Raw genomic sequence first — 24,064 nt, 5'->3', positions numbered from 1 at the left:
GATAGGCAAGCGCCCACCTAACAGGGATCGCGCGCGCGGGTCGTCCGGCCAGGCGCGCTTAACAGGGGAAGAGGAATGACGATCGTTTATGCGGCCATCGTCTGCGGTCTGATCGCCGTGGTCTATGGCTTCATCACCAGCCAGCAAGTGCTCCGCGCACCCGCCGGCAACGAGAAGATGCAGGATATCGCCGCCGCCATCCAGGAAGGCGCAAAGGCCTATCTCGGTCGGCAATACACCACCATCGCGATCGTCGGCGTCATCGTCGCGGTCATCATCTGGCTGACGCTGGACGGCCATGGCGCGCCGCTCTCTACCGTGTCGTTCCTGATCGGCGCGACGCTGTCGGGTATCGCCGGCTATATCGGCATGAACATCTCGGTCCGCGCCAACGTGCGCACCGCGGAGGCCGCGCGCAGCAGCCTGCAGGGCGGGCTGACGCTGGCATTCCGCTCGGGCGCGATCACTGGCATGCTGGTGGCGGGACTCGGCCTGCTCGCGATTTCTGGCATCTTCTGGTACCTGACCGGCGTCAAGCATCTCGCGCCAGGCGACCATGAGATCGTCGCGGCGCTGACTGCGCTCGCGTTCGGTGCCTCGCTGATTTCGATCTTCGCCCGTCTCGGCGGCGGCATCTTCACCAAGGCCGCCGATGTCGGCGCCGATCTGGTCGGCAAGGTCGAGGCCGGAATTCCCGAGGACGATCCCCGCAACCCCGCCACCATCGCCGATAACGTTGGCGACAATGTCGGCGACTGCGCCGGGATGGCGGCCGACCTGTTCGAAACCTATGTCGTGACGATCGGCCTTACGATGGTGTCGATCGCGCTGCTCCTCGCCAACGCGACGAACCTGTTCGCGCTGATGAGCCTCCCGCTGATCGTCGGCGGGGTGTGCATCATCACCTCGATCATCGGCACCTACATGGTCCGCCTCGGCAAGAACCAGTCGATCATGGGGGCGCTCTACAAGGGCTTCTGGACCACCGCGCTCCTGTCGGTCTTCGCCATCTTCGGCGCGACCAAGTGGGTGCTAGGCGACCTCAACGCCGCGATCGGCAATGTCGGCGCGAAGAGCTTCACCGGCATGGACCTGTTCTATTGCATGCTGATCGGCCTGCTGGTCACCGGCCTGCTGGTGTGGATCACCGAATATTACACCGGCACCAATTACCGCCCAGTCAAGTCGATCGCCAAAGCATCGACCACGGGGCACGGCACCAACGTCATCCAGGGGCTGGCGATCAGCCTCGAATCGACCGCGCTGCCGACCATCGTGATCGTCGTCGCGGTGATCGCGACTTATCAGCTCGCCGGGATCATCGGCGTGGCGTTCGCCGCCACTTCACTGCTCGCGCTCGCGGGCATGGTGGTCGCCCTCGACGCGTACGGCCCGGTGACGGACAATGCCGGCGGCATCGCCGAGATGGCGGGGTTGCCCGATGACGTGCGTCACCGCACCGACGCGCTCGACGCGGTCGGCAACACCACCAAGGCCGTGACCAAGGGCTATGCGATCGGCTCGGCGGCGCTCGCCGCGTTGGTGCTGTTCGGCGCCTACACCACCGACCTCGATCGCTATGCCGGTCCGCTCGGTATCGGCAAGATCAACTTCGAGTTGAGCAATCCGTACATCATCGTCGGGCTGCTGCTCGGTGCGCTGTTGCCGTATTTGTTCGGGGCATTCGGGATGACCGCGGTCGGCCGTGCCGCCGGATCGGTGGTCGAGGATGTTCGCGCGCAGTTCGCCGCCGACAAGGGCATCATGGAGGGGACCAGCCGCCCCAACTACGCCCGAACGGTCGACATCGTCACCCGCGCCGCGATCAAGGAAATGATCATCCCGTCGCTGTTACCGGTGCTCAGCCCGGTGGTGGTGTTCTTCATCGTGCAGGCCGTGGCGGGGCGCGACCAAGGCTTTGCCACGGTCGGCGCGATGCTGCTCGGCGTGATCGTCTCCGGCCTGTTCGTCGCGATCTCGATGACCTCGGGCGGCGGCGCGTGGGACAATGCCAAGAAGTATATCGAGGACGGCAATTACGGCGGCAAGGGATCGGAGGCTCACAAGGCCGCGGTCACCGGCGACACGGTGGGCGACCCGTACAAGGATACGGCCGGCCCCGCGGTCAACCCGATGATCAAGATCACCAACATCGTCGCGCTGCTGCTGCTCGCGGCGCTGGCGGCGCACGGCGCTGGCTGACCGGTTTAGCCCCATCCGGCCAGCGCCGGATGGGGCCATCCCGCTCAAAATCCACATTAAATCGCTTGCGGTACTTGCTCCGCGTTGCTCCCCCGCTAGACTGCGAGTCGCAGGGGAGAGTTGCATGATCAGGCCTATGATGTCCGTCGCCGCTGCGGCCGCGCTGTTGTCGCTGAACGCGACGGCATCGGCGCAGGACACGAAGCCCGCCGCAACCTCAGCCTCCATCGCGACTGCTCCCGCGGGTCCGCCGCCCGCCGCGGCCTTCGCTGCGCTCCCATTCGTTGAAAACCCTGTTCTATCGCCCGACGGCACTCGAGTCGCTGCGCGAGTTGCGATCCGGGGCAAGCTGCACTTTGCGATCATTCCGATCGACGACATCGCCAAGACCAAGCTGATCGATCCGGGCGATTTCGAACTCAACGGCTGGCAATGGGTCAACAACGACTGGCTAATCGTGCGCGCTGGGCAAATGCAGCCGGTGGAGGGCGACGAATGGTACGTGCGCCGCGCGTTCGGGGTTCGCTCCGACGGCACCAAGATCAACCTGCTGGCCGTTCCCGGCGCAGGCCAGTCCGCCGACGACGTGTTATGGGTGGCCCGCGACGGACGTCCGCACGCGCTGATCGCCGGGCAGACGACGATCTACGCCAACGAAGACGGTTTTTGGCCGGAGGTCCGCGACTTCGACGTCTCGACTGGCAAGAGCGTCCGCGTCCAGGCGACGACGGTCGACGTTTGGGATTGGTACGCCGATACTGGGGGCACGGTGCGTCTGGGGATCGCGTACGACGATCAGCGGCGGTCGTACCGCGCGCTCTATCGCGGCCAGGCCGGGACGCCGCTGCGGACGATCGACACCGCACGCGGCCCCAACGCCAAGCTCAGCACGCTGCCGGCGCTGATCCCGCCGCAATCGGGCAAGGCAATCGCGATCGACGACGATGATGGATACGACGCGGTCTACGATTTCGACCTTGATTCGATGAAGATCGGCGCCAAGGTTTTTGGCGCGCCCGCCAACGATATCGACGACGCGTTGATCGATCCGACCGGCACGCGCTTGCTTGGTGTTCGCTATATCGACGACCGCGCCCGGACCAAGTGGCTCGACCCGACATTGGCGGGGATTCAGGACGAGCTCGACAAAGCCGTGCCGCAGCGGTGGCCGCAGATCGTGTCGTGGAGCAACGACCTGTCGGTCGTGATCGTCCATATCGGCGCAGCCGACAGTCCCGGTGGCTATTACATCTACCGCCCCGCCACCGGCCGCATGACGTTATTCGCGCGGATCAACGAAACGCTGGGAATGAAGGCGCAGGGACCGGTCAAGACGGTACGGTTCAAGGCGCGCGACGGGGTCGAGATGACGGGCGTGCTGACTCTGCCCCCGGGCCGCGAGGCGAAGAACCTGCCGCTGATCCTGATGCCGCATGGCGGCCCGTTCGCGCGCGACGATGAGGAATGGGATTGGTGGGCGCAGTTTCTCGCGAGCCGCGGCTATGCCGTGCTCCAGCCCAATTATCGCGGCTCGTCGGGATTCGGCACCAAATTCGCCAAGCTCGGGGAGGGGCAATGGGGCCTGACGATGCAGGACGATCTGCTCGACGCTGTCGCCTGGGCGGCACAGCAGGGGATCGCCGATCCGAAGCGCGTGTGCATCGTCGGCGGCTCATACGGCGGCTATGCGGCGTTCCGCGCAGCCGAACGCGACAAGGGTGTCTATCGCTGCGCGGTATCCTATGCCGGGGTGTCGGACATGTCGGCGATGGTGCGTTACGATTCGTCGTTCCTGAACGGCGGCCGCGACAAGGACTATCTACGCCGCCAGGCGCCTGACCTGAAGGCGGTGTCGCCGATCAACTATGCGGCCAACTTCTCGACCCCAATCCTGATCATGCACGGCAAGGCCGACCAGACCGTGCCGGTCAAGCAATCGCGCGAGATGGTCGAGAAGCTCAAGGCGGCGGGCGCGGTTTATAAATATGTCGAACAGCCCGAGGGCGACCACCATTTCACGCGCGAGGCCGACCGGCTGCAATTCCTCCAGGAGCTGGAGGCGTTCCTCGCCAAATATAACCCTGCCGATTGACGCTGGCGGGCGCGTGCCGGATGGGAGCGGCATGACTGGATCGTACGATCGCGAGGCGCTGCGCGCGCTGCTCGCCAAACGCACCTTCAAGCGCGGCGAGTTTCTGCTCGTCTCGGGCAAGCGCAGCCGGATCTATTTCAACATGAAGGCGACGATGATGACGCCGGAGGGAGCCGCGCAATGCGCGCGCGGATTGTTGTCGGTGCTCGATGGGTTGGAGGCAGATCACGTCGCGGGGCTGGAGATGGGCGCGGTGCCGTTGCTCGGCGGGATTGCGGCACTAAGCTGGGAGCAGGGCCGGCCGATCGGCACGGTGTTCGTGCGCAAGGCGGCGAAGGCCCACGGCACGGCGTTGATGGTCGAGGGACTCGACGACGCTGGTGGCGAGAGCCTGGCGGGCAAGCGAGTCGTGCTGATCGACGATGTCGCGACGAGCGGCGGATCGATCCTTAAGGCGGCGGAGCAGATCGAGGCCACGGGCGGCGTGATGACCGACGCGATCGTCATCCTCGACCGGGAGCAGGGCGCGACAGCGACGCTGGCTGAGCGCGGGATCACCCTCCACACGCTGTTCACGGCGACCGACCTCGGTGTGAGCGAGGAAGACCGACAGCCGCTGGACTAACTCATTCCCCTCCCTGGAAGGGATCGGTTAAGGGATGGGTGGACGTATCGCGATGCGGAAAGGATCGGGTGAGGCTCGCGTCTCGCCAAGCCTCGACCGCGCAGCTCCTCCCTTTCAGGGCGGGGAGCTTAACCGCGCCAGTCGATCGCCGGGCGCGCCTGCTCCTCGAGCCAAGCCATCGCCGCTTTCCACGGCCCACCGCCATAGCTGATCCGCGCGACGCCGGCGTCGGCAAGTTCGCGGGTCGGCTGACCGGAACCGGGGATCACGTTGATTCTCGCACTCGTCCGCTCGACCAATTCCGCCAGCGCCGCCGGGTCCCGCAAACCGGGCACGAAGATGCCGCTCGCGCCCGCCGCCATATAGCCTTGCGCACGCTCGACCGCCTGATCTAGCAGCGAGCCATCGTGCGCGTCCTTGGGCGTTCGCAAATAGAGGTCGACTCGAGCGTTGATGTAGAAGGCATCGCCCGCGCCTTGCCGGGCGGCGCGGACTCGATCCGCCTGCTGGGCGAGCGGATAGACGCCTTCGCCGCCGATGACCGAATCCTCGAAGTTACACCCCACCGCGCCGGTCGCGGCGAGCTTGGCGTGGTTCGCCGCGACGCCTTCGGGCTCGACCGCGTACCCGCCCTCGAAATCGATCGAGACGGGCAGATCGACGACGCCGATGATCCGCCGAGCGTTGTCGAACACGGCATCGAGCGGCGCTTGCTCGCCGTCGTGGAAGCCAAGAGATTCAGCCGCGCCGAAGCTCCCCGTCGCAACCGCCTTCGCACCCGCTTTTGCTATCGCCACCGCGCTGCCTGGATCCCAGCAATTGTAGATGATCAGCGGATCGCCGGGTACGTGCAGCGCGACGAAGGTTTCGTAAGCTGACGACATCCCCCGCCCCCTTCTTAATGAACGAACCTCGCGACAACGTCGCGATAGCTACGGCTGACCTTCACTTGACCGCCCGAATCGAGGACGAGGAAACATTCGCCGTTGGTGTGCGGCTTGACCTGACGCACCAGGTCGAGGTTGACGATCGTCGAGCGATGGACGCGCTGGAAGCGCCGCGGATCGAGCCGCTTTTCGAGGTCCTTCATCGTCTGGCGCAGGATCAGCGTGTTGTCGCCGGTCTTGATGCACATGTAATCGCCCGCCGCTTCGACCACTTCAATCGTATCGACATCGACCCGGAAGATCTTGCCGCGGTCCTTGATGTTGATGAGCTTTTCGAAGCGGTTCGACGAATGGCCGTCGCCGGCATCGGCGATCTCGCCGGCCGCCTCAGGCGCGACCTCGGCGAGCGCTTCCTTGTACTTCTCGACCTCCTCCGCGCCGCGCTTCTCGCTCAGGCGTTGCCGTACCCGTTCGAGCGTGTCGGCAAGCCGCGATTCTTCGACCGGCTTGACCAGATAGTCGACCGCCTGCGCCTCGAACGCGCGCAACGCATGCTCCGAATAGGCGGTGACGAACACGAACAGCGGCGGCTCGACCTCCATCAGTCCCTGCACCACCGAAAAACCGTCGAACCCGGGCATCTGGATGTCGAGGAAGACGAGATCGGGCTTGTTGGTCTTGATGCTGCGGATCGCCTCGCGGCCGTTGGCGCAGCGGTCGACGATCTCGACGTCGGGATGCGCCTGGAGGCGGAGCTCGAGCCCCTGGATCGCCAAGGTCTCGTCGTCGACCAATATCGTTCGGATCGTCATGCGGCCTCTCTATTCGGATCGTCCAACTGGTACGGAATTTCGATCTCCACGACAAAGCCGCCCCCTGGCAGAGATCGAGTGTCGAAACGGTGGTCAGGTCCGTACGCCTGCGCCAACCGGTCTTTAATATTGGCGAGCCCCACGCCGGTTGAAAGGCTTGGCCCTAACTTGTTCTCGATCAAGCCCGGCCCCGAGTCCGATACGGCGATCCGCACGCGTTCGCCGACGAGCCGTGCCGAAACCGCGATTTCCGCCCCCTCTTCGCTCGGCGTAACGGCATATTTGATCGCATTTTCGACCAGCGGCTGGAGCAGCAGCGACGGCAAGCGCGCGCGCTCAGCGCGCGGATCGATGTCGAATTCAGGACGCAAGCGCCGTTCGAACCGCATCTTCTCGATCTCGAGGTAGAGCTTCAGCGTTTGGACTTCCTGCGCGACGGTCACGTGCGCGGTGGGTTCGTAAACCAGCGTGAAGCGCAGGAAATCGGCAAGCCGCGACAGCATCGCGTTGGCGCGCTCGGTCTCCTTGAGCAGCACCAGCGTCGAGATCGAATTAAGCGTATTGAACAGGAAATGCGGGTTGAGCTGATAGCGCAGCATCGCGAGCTGCGCCGACGACGCCTGGCTTTCGAGCGCGACCAGTTGGTCGTTCTGCTGCTCGACGATCAGGTAGAAATTGATCCCGAAATAGAGCGCGGACCAGCCGGCGAGCACCGTGAAGGTGAAGAACATATAGCCGACGACTCGGCCCAGGCTGACTTCGAGCTCGGGAACCGCGGCGACCAGCGAGAAGGTGAGCGCTTCGAGCACCGCATAGATCACGGTGGCCGCCCCCAGCGTCACCACCGTCAGCAACGCGCCGCTCAGCCGCGGCAAGCGGCGGTAATAACCGTAGAGCGTCGATAGCAGCAGCGTGATGCAATAGCCGATGATCGCTTCGATGATCGCGGGGATCAGCGCCGAAAACGAATTGCCGTTCGACAGCGACGACACCGACCGCAGCAGCAAATACCCGGTCCAACCCGCCGCCTGGAGCCGCCAGAACGCGCGGCTCTTGTCCTCGAAGAACGGGCGCGAGAAGATGGCGGGCCGCCAGAAGGGACGGGCGTGTGCCTCTTGCGATGGATCGGCGGGGGTCGGGGTGGAGATGCTGGCCATGGGGCTGGCGCCTCTTATACCCGTTGGCCGAGCGACGAAAGGCGGCAGGAACAAGGATGGCCAGTCGAGCGTAGCCGGCCTAAGGCCATGCCGAAATGACTGCCCGCCCCCGCCTCGATCGCACGCGCCTCGTCGGGCTGATGCTGCTGATCGTCGCGTTGCTCGGGCAGACGGCCGCGCCCGAAGGCTGGATGCCGGTCGTAGCAAGCAGCGGCGGAGTCGTGGTCGTGCCGTGCGACGGCATGGGGCCGAATGCGGCGATGGCGATGATGATGCCGGGCGGCAAGAACTCGCACGACCAGATGCCGCATCATGGCCAGGCTGGCGATCATCCCTGCGCAGCCGCCGGCATCGGCATCGCCGACGCCCCGCCGCCCATCCTGCAAATCGCGATGGCGCCCGTAGCGCCGATCGAGACGCCCGACTTGCCCGCTCCCGATACGCTGCCGGGTCGCGGCCTTGCCGCGCCGCCACCGCCGGCCACCGGCCCCCCCGCCCGCGCCTGATCCGTCGCCGCCCCGCGGAGGGCGGCGCGACGCGTTTCAGCAAGGGAAATTCACGTGACCATTTCGAAGAGCGCGCTGCTGCGGGCTTCGTTCGCCGTTGTGGCGAGCCTGACCGCTATGCCCGCCAGGGCGAGCGACGATCCGCTGGCTGGCGACGACAAGAAGGACGACATTCTGGTCGTCGCGCAGCGCCAGAAGCAGACGATCGATAACCCGCCTTCGACTCAGGCCTCGATCGACGCCGATCGCATCGCAACGACAGTGAACGCGATGAACGTCGAGGACGCGCTCAAATATCTTCCCAGTCTGATCGTGCGAAAGCGCCACATCGGTGACACCCAAGCGCCGCTCGCCACGCGCACCGGCGGGCTCGGCGCCAGCGCGCGCAGCCTGATCTATGCCGACGGCGCGCTGCTGTCGTCGCTGATCGGCAACAACAACACCAGCGCCAGCCCGCGCTGGAGCCTGGTCAGCCCGCAGGAGATCGCGCGGATCGACGTGCTGTACGGCCCGTTCTCCGCGGCCTACCCCGGCAATTCGATCGGCGCGGTGGTCAACATCACGACTCGGTTGCCCGACGCGTTCGAGGCCACCCTGACGATGGGCGTCAGTGCTCAGACCTTCGATCTCTACGGCCGCCGCGATGTCTATCCGGCGTATCAAACCGGCGGAACGGTCGGCGACCGCTTCGGCCCGCTAGCGTTGTTCGCGAGCTACGATCACGTCACCAGCACCGGCCAGCCGCTCGCCTACGTCGCCGGATCACCCGGCGCAGGCGTGACCGGCGCCATTCCCGGCCGCACCCGAACGGGGGCTGCGACCGATATCCTGGGGGCAAGCGGGATCGAGCGCCAGGGGCAGGACCGCCTCAAGCTCAAGGCCGCGCTCGACCTCAGCAAGGACGTCCGCCTGACCTATGTGGGCGGCCTGTTCCTCAACCGCACCAACGCGAGCGCGGAAACCTACCTGACCGCGACCGCCACCGGGATGCCGGTCTATCCGTCGAGTTCGTTTGCGAGCGGTACCTATCTCGCCAACCAGCGCCATTGGTCGCATGCGCTGTCGCTGAGCGGGTCGGGCCAAGCGATCGACTGGCAAGTGATCGGCACGCGCTATCGCTTCGCCAACGACGAACAGCGCACGCCGATCGACGCGCTGCCGGGCGCGCGGTCGGGCGGGGCCGGCAACATCACGCAGCTCGACGGCACCGGATGGGATACGCTCGACGCCAAGGGCGCGTGGCGGTCGCGCGCCAACGTGCTGAGCGGCGGCGCGCATTGGGACCGGTTCACGCTGGCGAGCAACCGCTACACGACGAGCGACTGGATCGCGGGCACGCCGGGCGCGCTCAACCAGCAATCGCTCGGAAGGACTCGCACCGCCGCGCTGTGGCTGCAGGATGCGTGGACGACGGTGCCGTCGGTGACGCTGACGCTCGGCGGGCGCTACGAATGGTGGCGCGCCTATGATGGCGTCAATTTCTCGTCCGCGCCTTCGATATCGGCAATCCAGCCGGCGCGGTCGGCGGTCAAATTCTCGCCCAAGGCGGCGCTCGCCTGGACCCCGGCCAACGGCTGGAGCGTGCGCGCGTCGTTCGGCGAGGCTTGGCGCTTCCCCACGGTTGGCGAGCTCTATCAGGTCGTCACCACCCCGGTACCCGCGGTGCCCAACCCGACCCTGCGACCTGAGCGCGCGCTGTCGGAGGAGATCGCGATCGAGCGCACCAGCGCGAAGGGATACTTCCGCCTGTCGCTGTTCAACGAAATCGTCCGCGACGCACTGATCTCGCAGACCAGTCCGCTCAACGGCACGACCACGCTCGCGACCTTCGTCCAGAACGTCGACCGGACGCGCGCTCGCGGCGTCGAGCTGGCGTTCTCGCGCACCGATATCGTCCCGCGCTTCGACCTGTCAGGCAGCGCGACCTACACTGATGCCACAACCCGCGCCGACGCCGCCTTTCCGGCCGCGATCGGCAAGCGCTTGCCCACGGTGCCCGAATGGAAAGCGACGTTGGTCGCGACATGGCGTCTGGTCGACGGCGTCTCGCTCACCGCCGCCGGCCGTTATGCGAGCCGGATGTACGGCCAGCTCGATAACAACGACGTGGTCGGCAACACCTATCAAGGGTTCTACAAATACCTCGTCGCCGATCTTCGCGCGCAATTCGTGGTGGGCAAGAATTACACGCTCGGGATCGGCGTCGATAATATCGGGAACGATCGCTACTTCCTGTTCCACCCCTTCCCGCAGCGGACGTTCCACGCCGATCTGACGATCAAGCTGTAGGCGTTGGCGCGGGGGCGGCGCGCTGGTATCGATGGCCATGGCCACGCACGCGATACCCACGCCGGAGAGCGATCCCGACGCCGACTGGAGCTTGCCGGGCTGGCTCTACACCGATCCCGAATATCAGGCGGTCGAGATGGAACGGGTGATCCGCCCGTCGTGGCAGATCGTCTGCCACGTCAGCGACATCGCCCGGCCCGGCGATTTCCACACGCTCGATTATCTTCGCGAGAGCGTGATCGCGATCGGGGGGACGGATGGCGAGGTGCGCGCCTTCGCCAACGTCTGCCGCCACCGCGCGATGCGGCTGGTCGAGGGGCCGAGCGGGTGCGCGCGGAAGATCGTGTGTCCGTATCACGCCTGGACGTACGACAGCGACGGGCGGCTGTCGGGCGTGCCGTTCAAGAGCGATTACCCGTCGCTGCGGCTCGAGGACAACGGCCTTGCGCCGGTCGAGGTCGAGCTGTGGCGCGGGTTCGTGTTCGTGCGGCTGGAGGATGACGGCGGCCCGTCGGTGGCGGCGATGATGGCGCCATACGACGCCGAGATCGCGCCGTACCGATTCGAGGAGATGCGCTGTCTCTCCCCGGTTCGCGAGCGGCCGCGCGCGGTGAACTGGAAGAACGTCGGCGACAATTATTCGGACAATCTCCACATCCCGGTCGCGCATGACGGACTGACGCGGTTGTTCGGTAAGTCCTACGCGATCGAAGCACAGCCGTGGGTCGACCGGATGTCGGGCGAGATCGTCGATCGCCCGTCGGACAATCCATGGGAGCGCTTCTACCAAACGCATTTGCCGCGCGTGGACCACTTGCCCGACGCCAACCAGCGGCGCTGGCTCTATTACAAGCTCTGGCCCAACATGGCGTTCGACCTCTACGCCGATCAGGTCGATTTCATGCAATGGCTGCCGACCTCGCCGACGACATGCGTCCTGCGCGAAATGGCGTTCGCGCTGCCGGACGCTTTCATTCCTGAAGGTAGGCGCCGCGAGATGAAACTGGTGCGCTACGCCAATTGGCGGATCAACCGCGTCGTCAACGCCGAAGACACCTGGCTGATCGAGCGCGTCCAGCAAGGCATAGCGAGCCGAAGCTATGAGGTCGGCCCGATCGGCGCGAGCGAGGTGTGCTTGCGCAGCTTCGCGAGGAAGATCCGTGAGCGGATTCCGGAGGCAAGGCTGCATCGCGCGCCCGCGCCGGGATGGAGCAGAAGGCCATGCGCCGCAGCCAACACGCCGTCATCCTGAACTTGTTTCAGGATCCAATTCTCCGCCCGCGATGGTGGCATTTGTTGCACGATGGATGCTGAAACAAGTTCAGCATGACGGAAGAAAGACACGACGCCGATGACCAAATCCTACGACGCGCTCATCATCGGCGGCGGGCATAACGGCCTCGTCTGCGCGTTCTACCTCGCGCGCGCGGGGCTCAAGGTCCGCGTCCTCGAACGCCGCCACATCGTCGGCGGCGCGGCGGTGACCGAGGAGTTCGCTCCCGGCTTCCGCAACTCGACCGCGAGCTACACCGTCAGCTTGCTCCGCCCCAAGGTGATCAAGGACATGCGGCTGCACGAGCGCGGCTGGCGGATCATCGAGCGCACGATCAGCAATTTCTTCCCGCACGATGACGGCTATCTCAAGCTCGGCGGCGGCACCGCACGGACTCAGGCCGAATTCGCGCGCTTCTCGGCGCGAGACGCCGCAACGCTGCCGCGCTACGAGGAAGCGCTCGAACGCGTCGCGCAAGTGCTTCGCGACCTCGCGCTCAAGACCCCACCCAATGCCGGCGGGGGCTTGCGCGCGCTGATCGCCGCCGCCGCGCAAGGCAAGCGCCTGACGGGCATGTCGATTGAGGCGCAGCGCGACGTGATGGACCTGTTCGTCAAATCGGCGCGCGACTTCCTCGACGGCTGGTATGAGGACGAGTTCGTCAAGGCAGCGTTCGGCTTCGATGCGGTGGTCGGCAACTACGCCAGCCCCGACACGCCGGGCAGCGCGTACGTCCTGCTCCACCACGTGTTCGGCGAAGTGAACGGCAAGTACGGCGCGTGGGGGCACAGCGTCGGCGGGATGGGTGCGATCACGCAATATATGGCGGAGGCGTGCGCCGATGTCGGGGTCGAGATCAGCCTGGAGGCGCCCGTCGATCGCGTGCTGGTCGACGGCAAGCGAGCCGTCGGCGTACGGCTCGAAACCGGCGAGGAGATCGCGGCGAAGATCGTCGCCGCCAATGTCGGTCCGGCGTTGCTGTTCCGCCGCATGGTCGAGCGCGCCGATCTGCCCGCCGATTTCGCGCACCGGATCGATCGCTTCAAGGCCGGGTCGGGCACGTTCCGCATGAACGTGGCGCTGAGTGAATTGCCCGATTTCTCGGTCCTGCCCAGCACCGCGATCGCCGAGCACCACACCTGCGGCATCATCATCGCGCCGACGATGGATTATATGGACAAGGCGTTCGACGACGCCAAGGCCAAGGGCTGGTCCGACGCGCCGATCGTCGAGATGAAGATCCCGAGCAGCGTCGATGACAGTTTGGCGCCGAAGGGACAGCACGTCGCGAGCCTGTTCTGCCAGCAATTCGCGCCCGAGCTTCCCGATGGCCGCTCATGGGACGGGGAACGCGAGGCGGCGGCGGATTGCATCATCGACACCGTCACCAAGCACGCGCCCAACTTCAAATCGTCGATCATCGCGCGTCAGATCCACAGCCCGCTCGACCTCGAACGCAAATTCGGGCTGATCGGCGGCGACATCTTTCACGGGCACATGTCGCTCGACCAGCTCTGGGCGGCGCGGCCGGTGCTGGGCCACGGCGATTACCGTTCGCCGATCAAGGGCCTCTATATGTGCGGGTCGGGTACGCATCCCGGCGGCGGCGTCACCGGCGCCCCCGGCCACAACGCCGCGCACGAGATATTGCGCGATCGAAGTCTATTCGGCCGGCTGCTCGGCTAGCGCGACGCGAGGGCGCAGCAAGTAGAGCGGCAGCGCGGTCGCCATCAGCGCGAAGCTCCACGCGAACGCCTTTTCGCCCGCCCCCCAAAACGCAACCACTGCGAACGCCAGCCCGATAATCGCCGTCGGCACCGCGATCCGCCGCTTGATCGCGCCGATCGCGATCGCGGCGTAGAGCCACAGGCTTGAGCAGGTCGCGAGCAGCGCCATGAACACGAACACCTGCCCAAGCGACGCGCTCGAATTGAACAGCACCAGCACGCTCGCCAGACTCGACGAGAGGAAAAGCACGCGTACCGGCACGTCGCGCGACGATACTTGCCCGAACCAGCCCGGCAGCAATCCCGCCCGCGCCATGCCGAGCGGCACCTCCCCTTGGATTAAGACCCAGCCGTTGAGCGCCCCGATCGTCGCGATCGCCGCGAACGCCGAGATCGCCAGCGCTGCCTCGGCAGTCCAATAAGTCGACACGAACAATTCGAACGGCGCGCTCGATCCGGCGAGCGTCGCCATCGGCACGATCAGGAACGCGCCGCTGACAAGCAGATAGAGCAATCCAGTGCCGGTGGTCCCGGCCATCGTCGCGCGCATGACGTTGCGCGCGGGATCGCGCACGCGCTCGGCGGCGACGCCCGCGGCTTCGAACCCGACCAGGGGGAACAAGGTCAGCGTCACCCCAGTCGCGAGCCCACCGAGCGCGACGCCGGAGGGCAGCGGCTGGAACGCCGCGTGCCCGCCCGTCACCGCGGCGATCGCGAGCACGATCACGACGATCAGCGGCGCGATCTTGAGCAAGGTCGTGACCACCTGAAACCGCCCCGCCGCCTTGGCCCCACCCAGGTTGAGCAAGGTCAGCAGCCAGATCAGCGCCACGGCGGTCAGCGCACCGTTGAGCGGCGTCGCGCGGATGAACGGGAAGAAGGCGCCGAGATAACTCGCGGCGGCGATCGCGATGCCGGCATTGGCCGACCATACCGACACCCAATAGCTCCACCCGATCAGCACGCCGGTGAGCTCGCCGAGCGTCGCGCCGGTGATCGCGATCGCGCCGGTCGCCGCCGGGATCGCCTGCGCCAGCCGCGACATTGTGAAGGCGAGCGACACCGCGCCGGCGATGCTGACGATCCACGCGATCATCGCGATCCAGCCGAGCGGGGCCAAGCCCACCGGCATCATGAAGATGCCCGACCCGATCATCCCGCCGACCACCAAAGCGGTCGCCATCCAGAAGCCGAACGGGCGCTTGATCGCCTGATCCTCGACCGTGTCCATGTCCGCTCTCCCCTGCCCCACGCGCTACACAGCACGTAACGCTGTCGCACGCCAGCGCCACACGCTACACGCTTGCCATGGCCATTCTTTCACCGGACGTGCGGCGCGGCGCGATCGCGCGGATCGTCCTGATCTTCCTGCTCGCGGCCCTCGGGCTGTGGATCGTGTTCAGCTTCCTCCCCGCGCTGATCTGGGCGGTGGTGATCGCGGTGGCGATCGACCCGCTGGTCCAGCGTACGGAGGCACGGTTCAGCAGGCCGCACCCCAATTTAGTCGCTGCCGGCTTCACCGCGGCGTTCGCGATCCTCGTCCTCGCTCCGATCGCGTTCGGCGTGGCGCAGGGCGCGCGCGAGGCGCACGACATCCTGACTTGGGTCGCGGCCGCGCGCACCCACGGCGTGCCGCCGCCGACGTGGATAGCCGAACTTCCGTTCGGCAGCAGCGAGTTGGCCGGCTGGTGGCAGGCGAACCTCGCCGACCCCGCCGCCGCCGACTCGTTCTTCGCCCACCTGACCGGCGCGACAATGATGGCGCGCACGCAATTGATCGGGATCGGCCTGATCCACCGCAGCGTGATCTTCGCGTTCACTTGCCTCACCTTGTTCTTTCTGATCCGCGACCGCGACACGATCGTCGCGCAGTTCCGGGTGATGAGCGCCAGAATGCTCGGCCCGACCGGTGAGCGGATCGGACATCAGGCATTGCTGTCGGTGCGCGGCACGATCGACGGACTGGTACTGGTCGGGATCGGCGAGGGCATCGTCATGACGATCGTCTATTTCGTGCTCGGCGTGCCCCATCCGATCCTGCTCGGTATCGCTACCGCGATCGCGGCGATGATCCCGTTCGGAGCGGCTTTGATGTTCGCAATCGGCGCGCTGATGCTGCTGGGGCAAGGCGCGGTCGGCGCGGCGATCGCGGTGGCCGCGATCGGCCTCGGCGTGGTGTTCGTCGCCGACCATTTCCTTCGCCCGGTGCTGATCGGCGGAGCGACTCGGCTGCCGTTCCTGTGGGTGCTGATCGGAATTCTGGGCGGGGTCGAGACGATGGGGCTGCTCGGTCTGTTCGTCGGCCCGGCGACGATGGCGGTGCTCGTCATGCTGTGGCGCGAGGGCGTCGAGGGCAAGCCGACGGTGCCGGTGGCTTGAACGCCGGGCGGGGGAAGCTAGAGGTCGCGGCATGACGGAATATCCAGCGAAGCTCGGGCTCTACATCGACGGCGAATGGTTGGCGGGCGACGGCCGCGACGTTCACCATGTGCTCAACCCGGCGACCGGTGGCGCGCAAGCCGACCTGCCGCTCGCCACCACCGCCGATCTCGACCGGGCGCTCGATGCCGCCGATCGGGGGTTTCGGGAATGGCGTGTCGTCGCGCCCGAAGCGCGTGCCGCGATCCTGACCAAGGCCGCCGCTTTGATCCGCGAGCGCGCCGACCATATCGCGCGCGTCGCGACGATGGAGCAGGGCAAGCCGCTCGCCGAGGCCAGGGGCGAAGTGCTCGCCTCGGCCGGGCTGATCGACTTCCATGCGGCGGAAGGCATGCGAGTCTATGGCCGCGTGCTGATGCGTCCGGCGGGAATGCGGTCGATGGTGCTGCACCGGCCGGTCGGGCCGGTCGCCGCGTTCTGCGCGTGGAACTTCCCGGCATTGAACGTGGTCCGCAAGATCGCCCCCGCGATCGCCGCGGGATGCTCGATCATCCTCAAGCCGAGCGAGGAAACCCCAGGCAGCGCGGTCGAGGTGATGCGCTGCTTCCAGGATGCCGGCTTGCCCGGCAACGTCGCGCAACTGGTGTTCGGGGTGCCCGACCAGGTCTCGCGTCATCTGTTAGCCTCGCCGGTCACGCGCAAGCTCAGCTTCACCGGGTCGGTTCCGGTCGGCAAGCATCTGATGAAGCTCGCCGCCGACACCGTGATGAAGATGACGATGGAACTGGGCGGGCACTCGCCGGTCCTGGTATTCGACGATTGCGACCTGGAAAAGACGCTCGACACGCTGGTCGCGCACAAGTTTCGCAACGCCGGCCAAGTCTGCGTCTCGCCGACGCGGTTCCACGTGCAGGAAGGGATCTACGACCGCTTCGTCGCCGGGTTCGCCGAGCGAACCAACAAGCTGACCGTCGGCAGCGGCCTGGATGCGGCGAGCACCATGGGACCGATGGCCAACCAGCGCCGCCCCGAAGCGATCGCGGCGATGGTCGAGGATGCACGCTCGATCGGCGCGCGCATGCTGGTTGGTGGCGAGGCGAGCGGCGCCGGCGGGTTCTTCTACAACCCGACGGTAATCGCCGACGTGCCGCTCGAGGCGAAGGCGATGAACGACGAGCCGTTCGGTCCGCTCGCGCTGATCCGCCCGTTCGCGACCGATGATGACGCGATCGCTGAGGCCAACCGCTTGCCCTACGGTCTTGCCGCGTATTGCTTCACCGAGAATGGCCGCCGCCAGAACCTCCTGAGCGAGACGGTCGAGGCCGGGATGGTGGCGATCAACCAGGTCCGCCTGACTTGGCCCGACGCGCCGTTCGGCGGGGTCAAGGAATCGGGCTTCGGATCCGAGGACGGACCGGAGGGGATCATGGCGCACCTAGTCACCAAGTCGGTGCACATCGCGTAATGGCCGTTCCTCTTCCTCGTGCTCCTGCGAAGGCAGGAGCGTTGGCGATGGTGGACGATGCCGGCCAAGGTTCCTGCCTTCGAAGGAACACGGCGATGTTGTCGTGAGCGCCTGATGCCCACCCGCACCGCCGCCCGTATCCTGGTCGACCAGCTGATCGCCCAAGGTGTCGATCGCGCGACGTGTGTTCCGGGCGAAAGTTATCTCGCTGTGCTCGACGCGCTGATCGGTAGCGACATCGACCTCCTCACTTGCCGCGCCGAGGGCGGGGCGGCGATGATGGCGGAGGCGTACGGCAAGCTGACCGGGCGCCCCGGCATCTGCTTCGTCACGCGCGGACCGGGCGCGACCAATGCATCTCCGGGGCTGCACATCGCGATGCAGGATTCGACCCCCATGATCCTGTTCGTCGGCCAGATCGAGCGCGGCATGCGCGACCGCGAGGCGTTTCAGGAGCTCGATTACCGCGCCACCTTCGGTGCGCTGGCGAAATGGGTGGTCGAAATCGACGACGCCGCGCGCATCCCCGAGATCGTCGCGCGCGCGTTCCGCGTTGCGATGCAGGGGCGGCCGGGCCCGGTGGTGATCGCGCTGCCCGAGGACATCCTGGTCGAAGAGGCCGACGTGTCCGACGCGCCACGCGTCGACCCGGTCGAGACCGCGCCGACGACAGGCGACATCGACGCGCTCGCCGACCTGCTCGGCGCCGCTGAAAACCCGGTCGCGATCGTCGGCGGCTCGCGCTGGGCTGCCGCCGCGCGCGACGCGATGGTCGAGTTCGCGCACCGGCACGGCCTACCGGTCGCCGCGCAATTCCGCCGCGCCGCACTTTTCCCGGCGACCGACGATCGTTTCATCGGCGACCTCGGTCTCGCGGCCAACCCCAAGCTGATCGAGCGCGTCAAAGCCGCCGACCTGATCCTGCTGATCGGCGGGCGAATGTCGGAGATCGCGTCGCAAGCCTACACCTTGCTCGACATTCCGAGCGGCCGACAGAAGCTGGTCCACGTCCATCCCGACCCGATGGAGCTGGGGCGAGTCTATCAACCGACGCTCGGCATCTGCGCGGCACCAGGTGCCTTCTTAGGTGCCGCCGCACGGATCGACGGTCGGAACCGCGACGTCAGCGTAGCGCGCGCGGCGTATCTGACCTGGTCCGACGCGCCGCCGACCGTGCCCGGCGATTTCCAGTACGGCGAAGTCATGGGCTGGCTGCGCGACCGCCTCCCGCCCGATGCGGTGATCTGCAACGGCGCGGGCAATTTCGCCGCGTGGATCCACCGCTACTACCGCTTCCGCGATTTCGGCACGCAGCTCGCGCCGACCAGCGGATCGATGGGCTATGGCGTCCCTGCCGGCGTGATGGCCAAGCGCCAGAAGCCCGAGAGCATCGTGGTGACGATCGCCGGCGACGGCGACTTCCTGATGAACGGGCAGGAATTTGCGACCGCGGTGCACCACGGCATTCCGCTGATCGTGCTCTTGATCGACAACGGCATCTACGGCACGATCCGCATGCACCAGGAGCGGCACTTCCCCGGCCGAGTGTCGGCCACCAAACTGACCAATCCCGACTTCGCCGCGCTCGCCGCGGCCTATGGCGGGCACGGCGAGCGAGTCACCACCACCGCCGAATTCGCCCCGGCGTTCGAGCGCGCGCTGGCGAGCGGTAAGCCCGCGATCGTGCACTGCCTTCTCGACCCGCAAGCGATCACCCCGACCGCGACGCTGGATGGGATCAGGGCGGCGGCGGAGAAGGCGTAGCGCGCGGCAGAGCCGCGCCTTCGGTCATCGCTGCGCTACGCCGCCCGAGCTTGCGCGAGTCTTGCGCCGGCGCGGCGCAAGCCGTGCTGCGCTGGAGCGGGTGAAGGGAATCGAACCCTCGTCGTAAGCTTGGAAGGCTTCTGCTCTACCATTGAGCTACACCCGCGCAGAAACTGGCGAGTAGCCAGTCGCCGCGTCGCGCGCAAGCCGCACCCCAACCAACCGACATCGCGAATTCGCGCCGAATCGTCACACGCCCGCAAGATTGCGGCGCTATCGACGGAGCCCTCGGTGGCTCGAACGGTTCGGGCCGCACCAGTAACCGCGTGCCGAAGGCTTCCCCACGTCGCAACGCCCATTGACCCGTCGCAGGCGGTCGATATCGGTGAGCCCGAAACAGATCCGCCTCGCCTTGCTGGTCGTCGCGATCTTCCTGTTCCTGATCACAATGCTCGGGCGCGTGAACGTGGTCGGTTAGCGCCACCGGAATCTTCCTTCACGCCTTGCTTACCATTGCGCGGCTAGGCTCGCGCGCATGTATCACGACCTCGCTCTGGGCAGCGCCGCCGCCAAGGCCGATCCGCGCCCCGCTTCCGCCGTCTCGACCGCGACCGGGTTGGTCGGGCTGGCGGGCATGCTGGTGTGGGTCGGCGTCGCGCGCTGGTATGGGATGGACGGGCCGTATTCGGCCTTGGTCAACGTCGCCGCCGCGGGTATTCCGATGGCTCTGTGGTCGGTGCTGGTCGAAAAGGTCCACCGCAATCCCTCGACCGGAATCGACTGGGCCAATCCGAAGCCGTGGCGAGAGACGCTCGACACCTCGATCACCAAGCTTGCCGGGCTGTGGCTGACCTGGGGCGGGATCGCGGCGATCTACGCGGTCGGGCGCTTCTATTGGGTCGATGGTTTCCGCTTCTCGATGTGGTGCTTCCTGTGGGCCGCGCCCATCCTGTTCGTCGCGTCGATCCCTTATACACTCTGGCTCGACCGACGCATGGTCGAGCCCAGGGACGGCTGCTGGAGCCTCGGCGCGTGGCTGATGGGGCTCAACGAGCCAGTCGACCGAGAGGCGATCTACGCTCATCTGCGCAGCTGGGGGGTGAAGGCGTTCTTCATCGCGTTCATGCTGGCGATCGTGCCGCCGGGGTTTGGCGATTTCGTCCGTGGCGACTTCAGCCAGGTGCTCGGCGATCCGGTGACGCTGGCCAATTGGCTGATCGCCTTCATGTTCCTGGTCGACGTGGCGTTCGCGACGGCCGGTTATCTGCTCGCGCTTCGCCCGCTCGATTCGCACATCCGCACCGCCAATCCGTACGCGGCGGGATGGATGGCGGCGCTGATCTGCTATCCGCCGTTCGTGCTGATGGGCGATGGCGGCCCGCTCGATTATCACCCCGGCACTTATGGCGAGAATGGCTGGTCGACCTGGTTCGCGGGGCATCCGGTGCTGCTCGGCGGGATCGGCACGGTGCTGGTCGCGCTGACCGCGATCTACGCCTGGGCGACGGTGACGTTCGGCATTCGCTTTTCCAACCTGACCAATCGCGGCATCCTGACCAATGGCCCCTACGCCTGGTCGCGCCACCCGGCCTATCTGTCGAAGAACTTGTTCTGGATGATCTCGACGGTGCCGATCCTGACAAGCGGGAGTTGGGTCGATGCGTGCCGCGCGACCGCGCTGATGGGGGCCGTCGCCGGCGTCTATTACTGGCGCGCGCGAACCGAGGAGCGGCATTTACGCGCCGATCCGGCCTATGAGGAATACTATCAGTGGATGGAGCGGAACGGTGCGGCGCCGCGTTTCTTCCGGTGGCTGAAAGGACAGAAGGCAGAAGCAGCCGCTATCAGTGTTCCTGCGAAAGCAGGGACCCAGAGCCGCAAGCCGCGTCGCCAATAACCCTGGGCTCCTGCTTTCGCAGGAGCACGAAGAGTCAGAAGCTCATCTCACCATAAACGCGGCTGATATCGCCACCCCAATCGCCATTGTAGCGATCGAGCAGCACTTGCGCGGGCACCTTGCCGGTCCGCACCACTTCGCGCAGCGGCTCGAGGAAGCCAGTCTCGTTGCTGCCCCCCGCATCGGTCCGCGCGCGTGCGGTCAGGCCGGCATGCGCGATGTCGAGCACTTCGCCGGCGATATCGCGGAGCTTGCCGCCACCCGGCAACGGCGCATCGAGCGCCAGTTCGGGTACCGCGTTCCGGAGCGCCTCGCGGTCGGCCATCGACCAGTCCTTGACCAGATCCCACGCCGCGTCGAGCGCGCCCTGGTCGTAGAGCAACCCCACCCACAATGCCGGCAGCGCGCAGATCCGTCCCCACGGCCCGCCGTCGGCGCCGCGCATTTCGAGGAAGGTCTTGAGCCGCACTTCGGGAAACGCGGTCGACAGATGGTCGGAGAAATCCTCGATCGTCGGCTTCTCGCCGGGCAGGATCGACAGCTCGCCCTTGAGGAAATCGCGGAAGCTGAGCCCGGAGGCGTCGAGATATTGCCCGTTGCGATAGACGAAGTACATCGGCACATCGAGCGCATAGTCGGCGTAGCGTTCGTATCCAAAGCCATCCTCGAACACGAACGGCAGCATCCCCGTGCGGTGCGGGTCGGTGTCGGACCAGATATGGCTGCGGTACGACAGCATGCCGTTGGGCCGTCCTTCGGTGAACGGCGAGTTGGCGAACAGCGCCGTCGCGAGCGGCTGGAGCGCCAGCCCGACGCGGAATTTCTTCACCATGTCGGCTTCGCTCGAATAATCGAGATTGACCTGAATCGTACAGGTGCGGAGCATCATGTCGAGCCCCAGACTGCCGACCCGCGGCATGTGGCGCAGCATGATCGCGTAGCGCCCCTTGGGCATGATCGGCAGCTCGGCACGAGTCTTGTCGGGCCACATTCCCAAGCCGAGAAACCCGAGTCCGAGCTTGTCGCCGACCGCCTTGACCTGTTCGAGGTGCCGCCCGGTTTCCGCGCAGGTCAGATGGAGGTTTTCGAGCGGCGCTCCCGAAAGCTCGAACTGGCCCGCGGGCTCGAGGCTGACAGAGCCGTCGGCGCCGGTCAGCGCGATGATCTTGCCGTTCTCCTCGACCGGCTTCCAGCCGAACTCGGTCAGACCGTTGAGAAGGTCACGGATGCCGCCGGGCTCGTCCCAGCTTGGCGCGCGATGATCGTCGGTGCGATAGACGAACTTCTCGTGCTCGGTGCCGATCCGCCAGCGCTCGACCGGCTTCTCGCCGCTCGCGAACGAAGCGATCAACTGGTCGCGGCTTTCGATGACCGCTGCGTTTGAATCCGTAACGGTCTTCGTCGTCATGGCGGGCATTTAGGGGGACGGCCGCACCCGCGCTAGCCAAATCGTCACCAATCCCCGGCGGTGCTCATCCAGATCGAGACGGCGGCGGCGGCGGCGGTTTCGGCGCGGAGGATACGCGGGCCGAGGCCGATGCCGACCGCTTGCGGTAGGCTGCGAATCGAGTCGCGTTCGGCTTCGTCGAAGCCGCCCTCGGGACCGACCAGGATCGCGGCAGGGCCCTTGTGCGCCCCCATCGCCTCGGCCGCGGGCGCACCACCAGTTTCATCGGCGAAAAATAGCGTGCGATCGACGGGCCAATCGCGGAGCAGTGCCTCTAGCTTTATCGGCTCGGCCAGCTCGGGAAGCGCGGTGCGGTCGCATTGCTCGGCGGCCTCGATCATGTGCGCGCGCAGGCGCTCGGCGTTCAAACGCTCGATCACCGTCCGCCGGGTCAATACCGGCACCAGCCGCGCGACGCCCAGTTCGCACGCTTTTTCCGCGACCCAATCGATCCGGCCCTTCTTGATCGGCGCGGCGCATAGCCACAGATCGGGAACGGGCTCGCGGTCGCGGAGATGCGCGGTGACGTCGAGGATCAAGTCGCGCTTGCCCACCGCGCTGGCGAGACCGAGCCATTCGCCGGTCGAATCGTCGAACAGTTTGACCGGATCGCCCGTCTTCAGCCGAAGCACCGACAACAGGTAGTGCGCCTGACCGCCTTCGACCCGCACTTGCCCGCCTTCGCCAAGCGGCGTTTCGACGAACAGCCGCGGCGTCGATCGGGGTGGCCAGGCGGGGGTGGCGGGCATGAAGCTTTCTAGCCCGCCAATGCCGAAAATAAACCGTGCTCCTGCGACGACGGCAGGAGCCCAAGGTCAAAAGCGCTTTCGTTCGCGACCCTGGATTCCCGCCTTCGCGGGAAAACAGACCCGACGGAGCCTAAGGCCGCCGCCGCCGCATCATCCTCCAGCCGACCAGCAACGCCGCGATCGCAAACGCCGTGCCGATCAGCGCCAGCCCCGCCGCCTGGGCGATACCCCAGAACAGGGTTTCGGCGAACCGTGCGATGGCGACGGAGAGATGGACCATGTGCCGGTCCTAACGGTCGAAGCTCGTCAGGATATCCGCGACCAGTGCCGAGTCTGGCAAACCAGGCCGAGGAAGCCGCAGCCTACCGCCGCCAGCGTGTTGCGGTCGGTCATCGTGATCTTGCCCGAAATCGTGGTGTCGAGGTCGGGAACATAGACCGTGCCTCTCCACTCCGCGGGGCCCGATTGGTGGAAATTGCGCAGCAACTGCATGCCGATGATGTTGTGGCCCTTGGCGGCAACATCCGCTTTGGTCTTGTCGTTCGCCCAGATCACCGTCGCGCACATCCCGTCGCCGCACGGGCTCGCCTTGATGTGCACCGTGTTGTTGGTGTTGCGCCAGACTCCGGCCCAGGATTGGGTGCCATGGCCGACCGGCTCCGGGCCGGCCGCCGCCGCCGCAGGCAGCATGATCGGCGCCAGCATCAACGCGGCGCAAGTCAGCAATCGGGACACGGTCCGCTTCATCAAGTCACTCCAACACGCCCGCCCCAACCTCGTTCCTGCCCAAACA

General features: G+C 66.3%; 19 protein-coding genes and 1 tRNA gene. 11 read left to right on the top strand and 9 right to left on the bottom strand.

The window, feature by feature from the left end; translation table 11 throughout:
- Positions 1 to 75: 75 nt before the first annotated feature.
- From VH326_RS07665 to pyrE, 3 genes are all read left to right on the top strand, one after another.
- On the top strand, positions 76 to 2,202 hold the full coding sequence (locus VH326_RS07665; protein WP_329631214.1) for a sodium-translocating pyrophosphatase: 2,127 nt from the start codon (positions 76 to 78) through the stop codon (positions 2,200 to 2,202).
- Positions 2,203 to 2,326: 124 nt separating this feature from the next.
- On the top strand, positions 2,327 to 4,294 hold the full coding sequence (locus VH326_RS07660; protein ID WP_329631213.1) for a S9 family peptidase: 1,968 nt from the start codon (positions 2,327 to 2,329) through the stop codon (positions 4,292 to 4,294).
- A 31-nt stretch (positions 4,295 to 4,325) separates the two neighbouring features.
- Complete coding sequence (gene pyrE / locus VH326_RS07655; RefSeq protein WP_329631212.1) at positions 4,326 to 4,919, top strand: orotate phosphoribosyltransferase; 594 nt, start codon at positions 4,326 to 4,328, stop codon at positions 4,917 to 4,919.
- A 128-nt stretch (positions 4,920 to 5,047) separates the two neighbouring features.
- On the opposite strand, the gene VH326_RS07650 is transcribed toward pyrE, so the two are convergent.
- The 3 genes from VH326_RS07650 to VH326_RS07640 are packed head-to-tail and all read right to left on the bottom strand — an operon-like array spanning position 5,048 to position 7,775.
- Positions 5,048 to 5,803, bottom strand: coding sequence for an isocitrate lyase/phosphoenolpyruvate mutase family protein (locus VH326_RS07650; RefSeq protein ID WP_329631211.1), 756 nt, complete (start codon positions 5,801 to 5,803; stop codon positions 5,048 to 5,050).
- A gap of 14 nt (positions 5,804 to 5,817) precedes the next feature.
- Positions 5,818 to 6,618 carry a LytTR family DNA-binding domain-containing protein gene (locus VH326_RS07645; RefSeq protein ID WP_329631210.1) on the bottom strand — a complete coding sequence of 267 codons (801 nt, stop codon included), beginning with the start codon at positions 6,616 to 6,618 and terminating at the stop codon, positions 5,818 to 5,820.
- Entirely contained in the window at positions 6,615 to 7,775 is a 1,161-nt protein-coding gene (locus tag VH326_RS07640) for a sensor histidine kinase (protein WP_329631209.1), read from the bottom strand. Before VH326_RS07640 ends, VH326_RS07645 begins: the two co-directional genes overlap by 4 nt.
- A gap of 95 nt (positions 7,776 to 7,870) precedes the next feature.
- Here VH326_RS07640 and VH326_RS07635 point away from each other — a divergent pair, with 95 nt between their 5' ends.
- The 4 genes from VH326_RS07635 to VH326_RS07620 all read left to right on the top strand — a co-directional run bounded on the left by VH326_RS07635 (position 7,871) and on the right by VH326_RS07620 (position 13,529).
- Entirely contained in the window at positions 7,871 to 8,281 is a 411-nt protein-coding gene (locus tag VH326_RS07635) for a hypothetical protein (RefSeq protein ID WP_329631208.1), read from the top strand.
- 54 nt (positions 8,282 to 8,335) lie between these two features.
- Positions 8,336 to 10,570, top strand: a complete 2,235-nt coding sequence (locus VH326_RS07630) for a TonB-dependent receptor (RefSeq protein ID WP_329631207.1) — start codon at positions 8,336 to 8,338, stop codon at positions 10,568 to 10,570.
- 37 nt (positions 10,571 to 10,607) lie between these two features.
- Positions 10,608 to 11,822, top strand: coding sequence for an aromatic ring-hydroxylating dioxygenase subunit alpha (locus tag VH326_RS07625; protein ID WP_329631206.1), 1,215 nt, complete (start codon positions 10,608 to 10,610; stop codon positions 11,820 to 11,822).
- A gap of 99 nt (positions 11,823 to 11,921) precedes the next feature.
- Positions 11,922 to 13,529 carry an NAD(P)/FAD-dependent oxidoreductase gene (locus tag VH326_RS07620; protein WP_329631205.1) on the top strand — a complete coding sequence of 536 codons (1,608 nt, stop codon included), beginning with the start codon at positions 11,922 to 11,924 and terminating at the stop codon, positions 13,527 to 13,529.
- Here VH326_RS07620 and VH326_RS07615 read toward each other — a convergent pair.
- Positions 13,506 to 14,801, bottom strand: coding sequence for an APC family permease (locus tag VH326_RS07615; RefSeq protein WP_329631204.1), 1,296 nt, complete (start codon positions 14,799 to 14,801; stop codon positions 13,506 to 13,508). The two genes, VH326_RS07620 and VH326_RS07615, sit on opposite strands and share 24 nt — an antisense overlap.
- Before the next feature lie 77 nt (positions 14,802 to 14,878).
- On the opposite strand from VH326_RS07615, the gene VH326_RS07610 reads away from it, so the two are divergent.
- The 3 genes from VH326_RS07610 (at position 14,879) to VH326_RS07600 (ending at position 19,178) form a co-directional block, all read left to right on the top strand.
- Positions 14,879 to 15,949 carry an AI-2E family transporter gene (locus VH326_RS07610; protein WP_329631203.1) on the top strand — a complete coding sequence of 357 codons (1,071 nt, stop codon included), beginning with the start codon at positions 14,879 to 14,881 and terminating at the stop codon, positions 15,947 to 15,949.
- 31 nt (positions 15,950 to 15,980) lie between these two features.
- Complete coding sequence (locus tag VH326_RS07605) at positions 15,981 to 17,414, top strand: NAD-dependent succinate-semialdehyde dehydrogenase (protein WP_329631202.1); 1,434 nt, start codon at positions 15,981 to 15,983, stop codon at positions 17,412 to 17,414.
- A gap of 114 nt (positions 17,415 to 17,528) precedes the next feature.
- Positions 17,529 to 19,178 carry a thiamine pyrophosphate-binding protein gene (locus VH326_RS07600; RefSeq protein WP_329631201.1) on the top strand — a complete coding sequence of 550 codons (1,650 nt, stop codon included), beginning with the start codon at positions 17,529 to 17,531 and terminating at the stop codon, positions 19,176 to 19,178.
- Positions 19,179 to 19,270: 92 nt separating this feature from the next.
- Here VH326_RS07600 and VH326_RS07595 read toward each other — a convergent pair.
- Positions 19,271 to 19,344 (bottom strand) — tRNA-Gly (locus VH326_RS07595).
- A gap of 369 nt (positions 19,345 to 19,713) precedes the next feature.
- On the opposite strand from VH326_RS07595, the gene VH326_RS07590 reads away from it, so the two are divergent.
- A complete protein-coding gene (locus tag VH326_RS07590; protein WP_329631200.1) occupies positions 19,714 to 21,075 on the top strand; it encodes a methyltransferase family protein in 1,362 nt (453 codons plus the stop codon).
- Between the two features lie 34 nt (positions 21,076 to 21,109).
- Here the strand turns inward: VH326_RS07590 and VH326_RS07585 are convergent, their stop codons facing one another.
- From VH326_RS07585 to VH326_RS07570, 4 genes are all read right to left on the bottom strand, one after another.
- A complete protein-coding gene (locus tag VH326_RS07585; RefSeq protein WP_329631199.1) occupies positions 21,110 to 22,483 on the bottom strand; it encodes a glutamate--cysteine ligase in 1,374 nt (457 codons plus the stop codon).
- A 44-nt stretch (positions 22,484 to 22,527) separates the two neighbouring features.
- Positions 22,528 to 23,271 carry a 16S rRNA (uracil(1498)-N(3))-methyltransferase gene (locus tag VH326_RS07580; protein WP_329631198.1) on the bottom strand — a complete coding sequence of 248 codons (744 nt, stop codon included), beginning with the start codon at positions 23,269 to 23,271 and terminating at the stop codon, positions 22,528 to 22,530.
- Positions 23,272 to 23,401: 130 nt separating this feature from the next.
- Positions 23,402 to 23,551 carry a hypothetical protein gene (locus VH326_RS07575; RefSeq protein ID WP_329631197.1) on the bottom strand — a complete coding sequence of 50 codons (150 nt, stop codon included), beginning with the start codon at positions 23,549 to 23,551 and terminating at the stop codon, positions 23,402 to 23,404.
- 26 nt (positions 23,552 to 23,577) lie between these two features.
- Positions 23,578 to 24,018 (bottom strand): DUF2147 domain-containing protein, encoded by a 441-nt coding sequence (locus VH326_RS07570; RefSeq protein WP_329631196.1) that lies wholly within the window; start codon positions 24,016 to 24,018, stop codon positions 23,578 to 23,580.
- Positions 24,019 to 24,064: the final 46 nt, after the last annotated feature.

This window comes from Sphingomonas sp., from assembly GCF_036269755.1.
GTDB lineage: Bacteria > Pseudomonadota > Alphaproteobacteria > Sphingomonadales > Sphingomonadaceae > Sphingomonas.
This window is presented reverse-complemented; position numbering and strand designations above follow the sequence as displayed.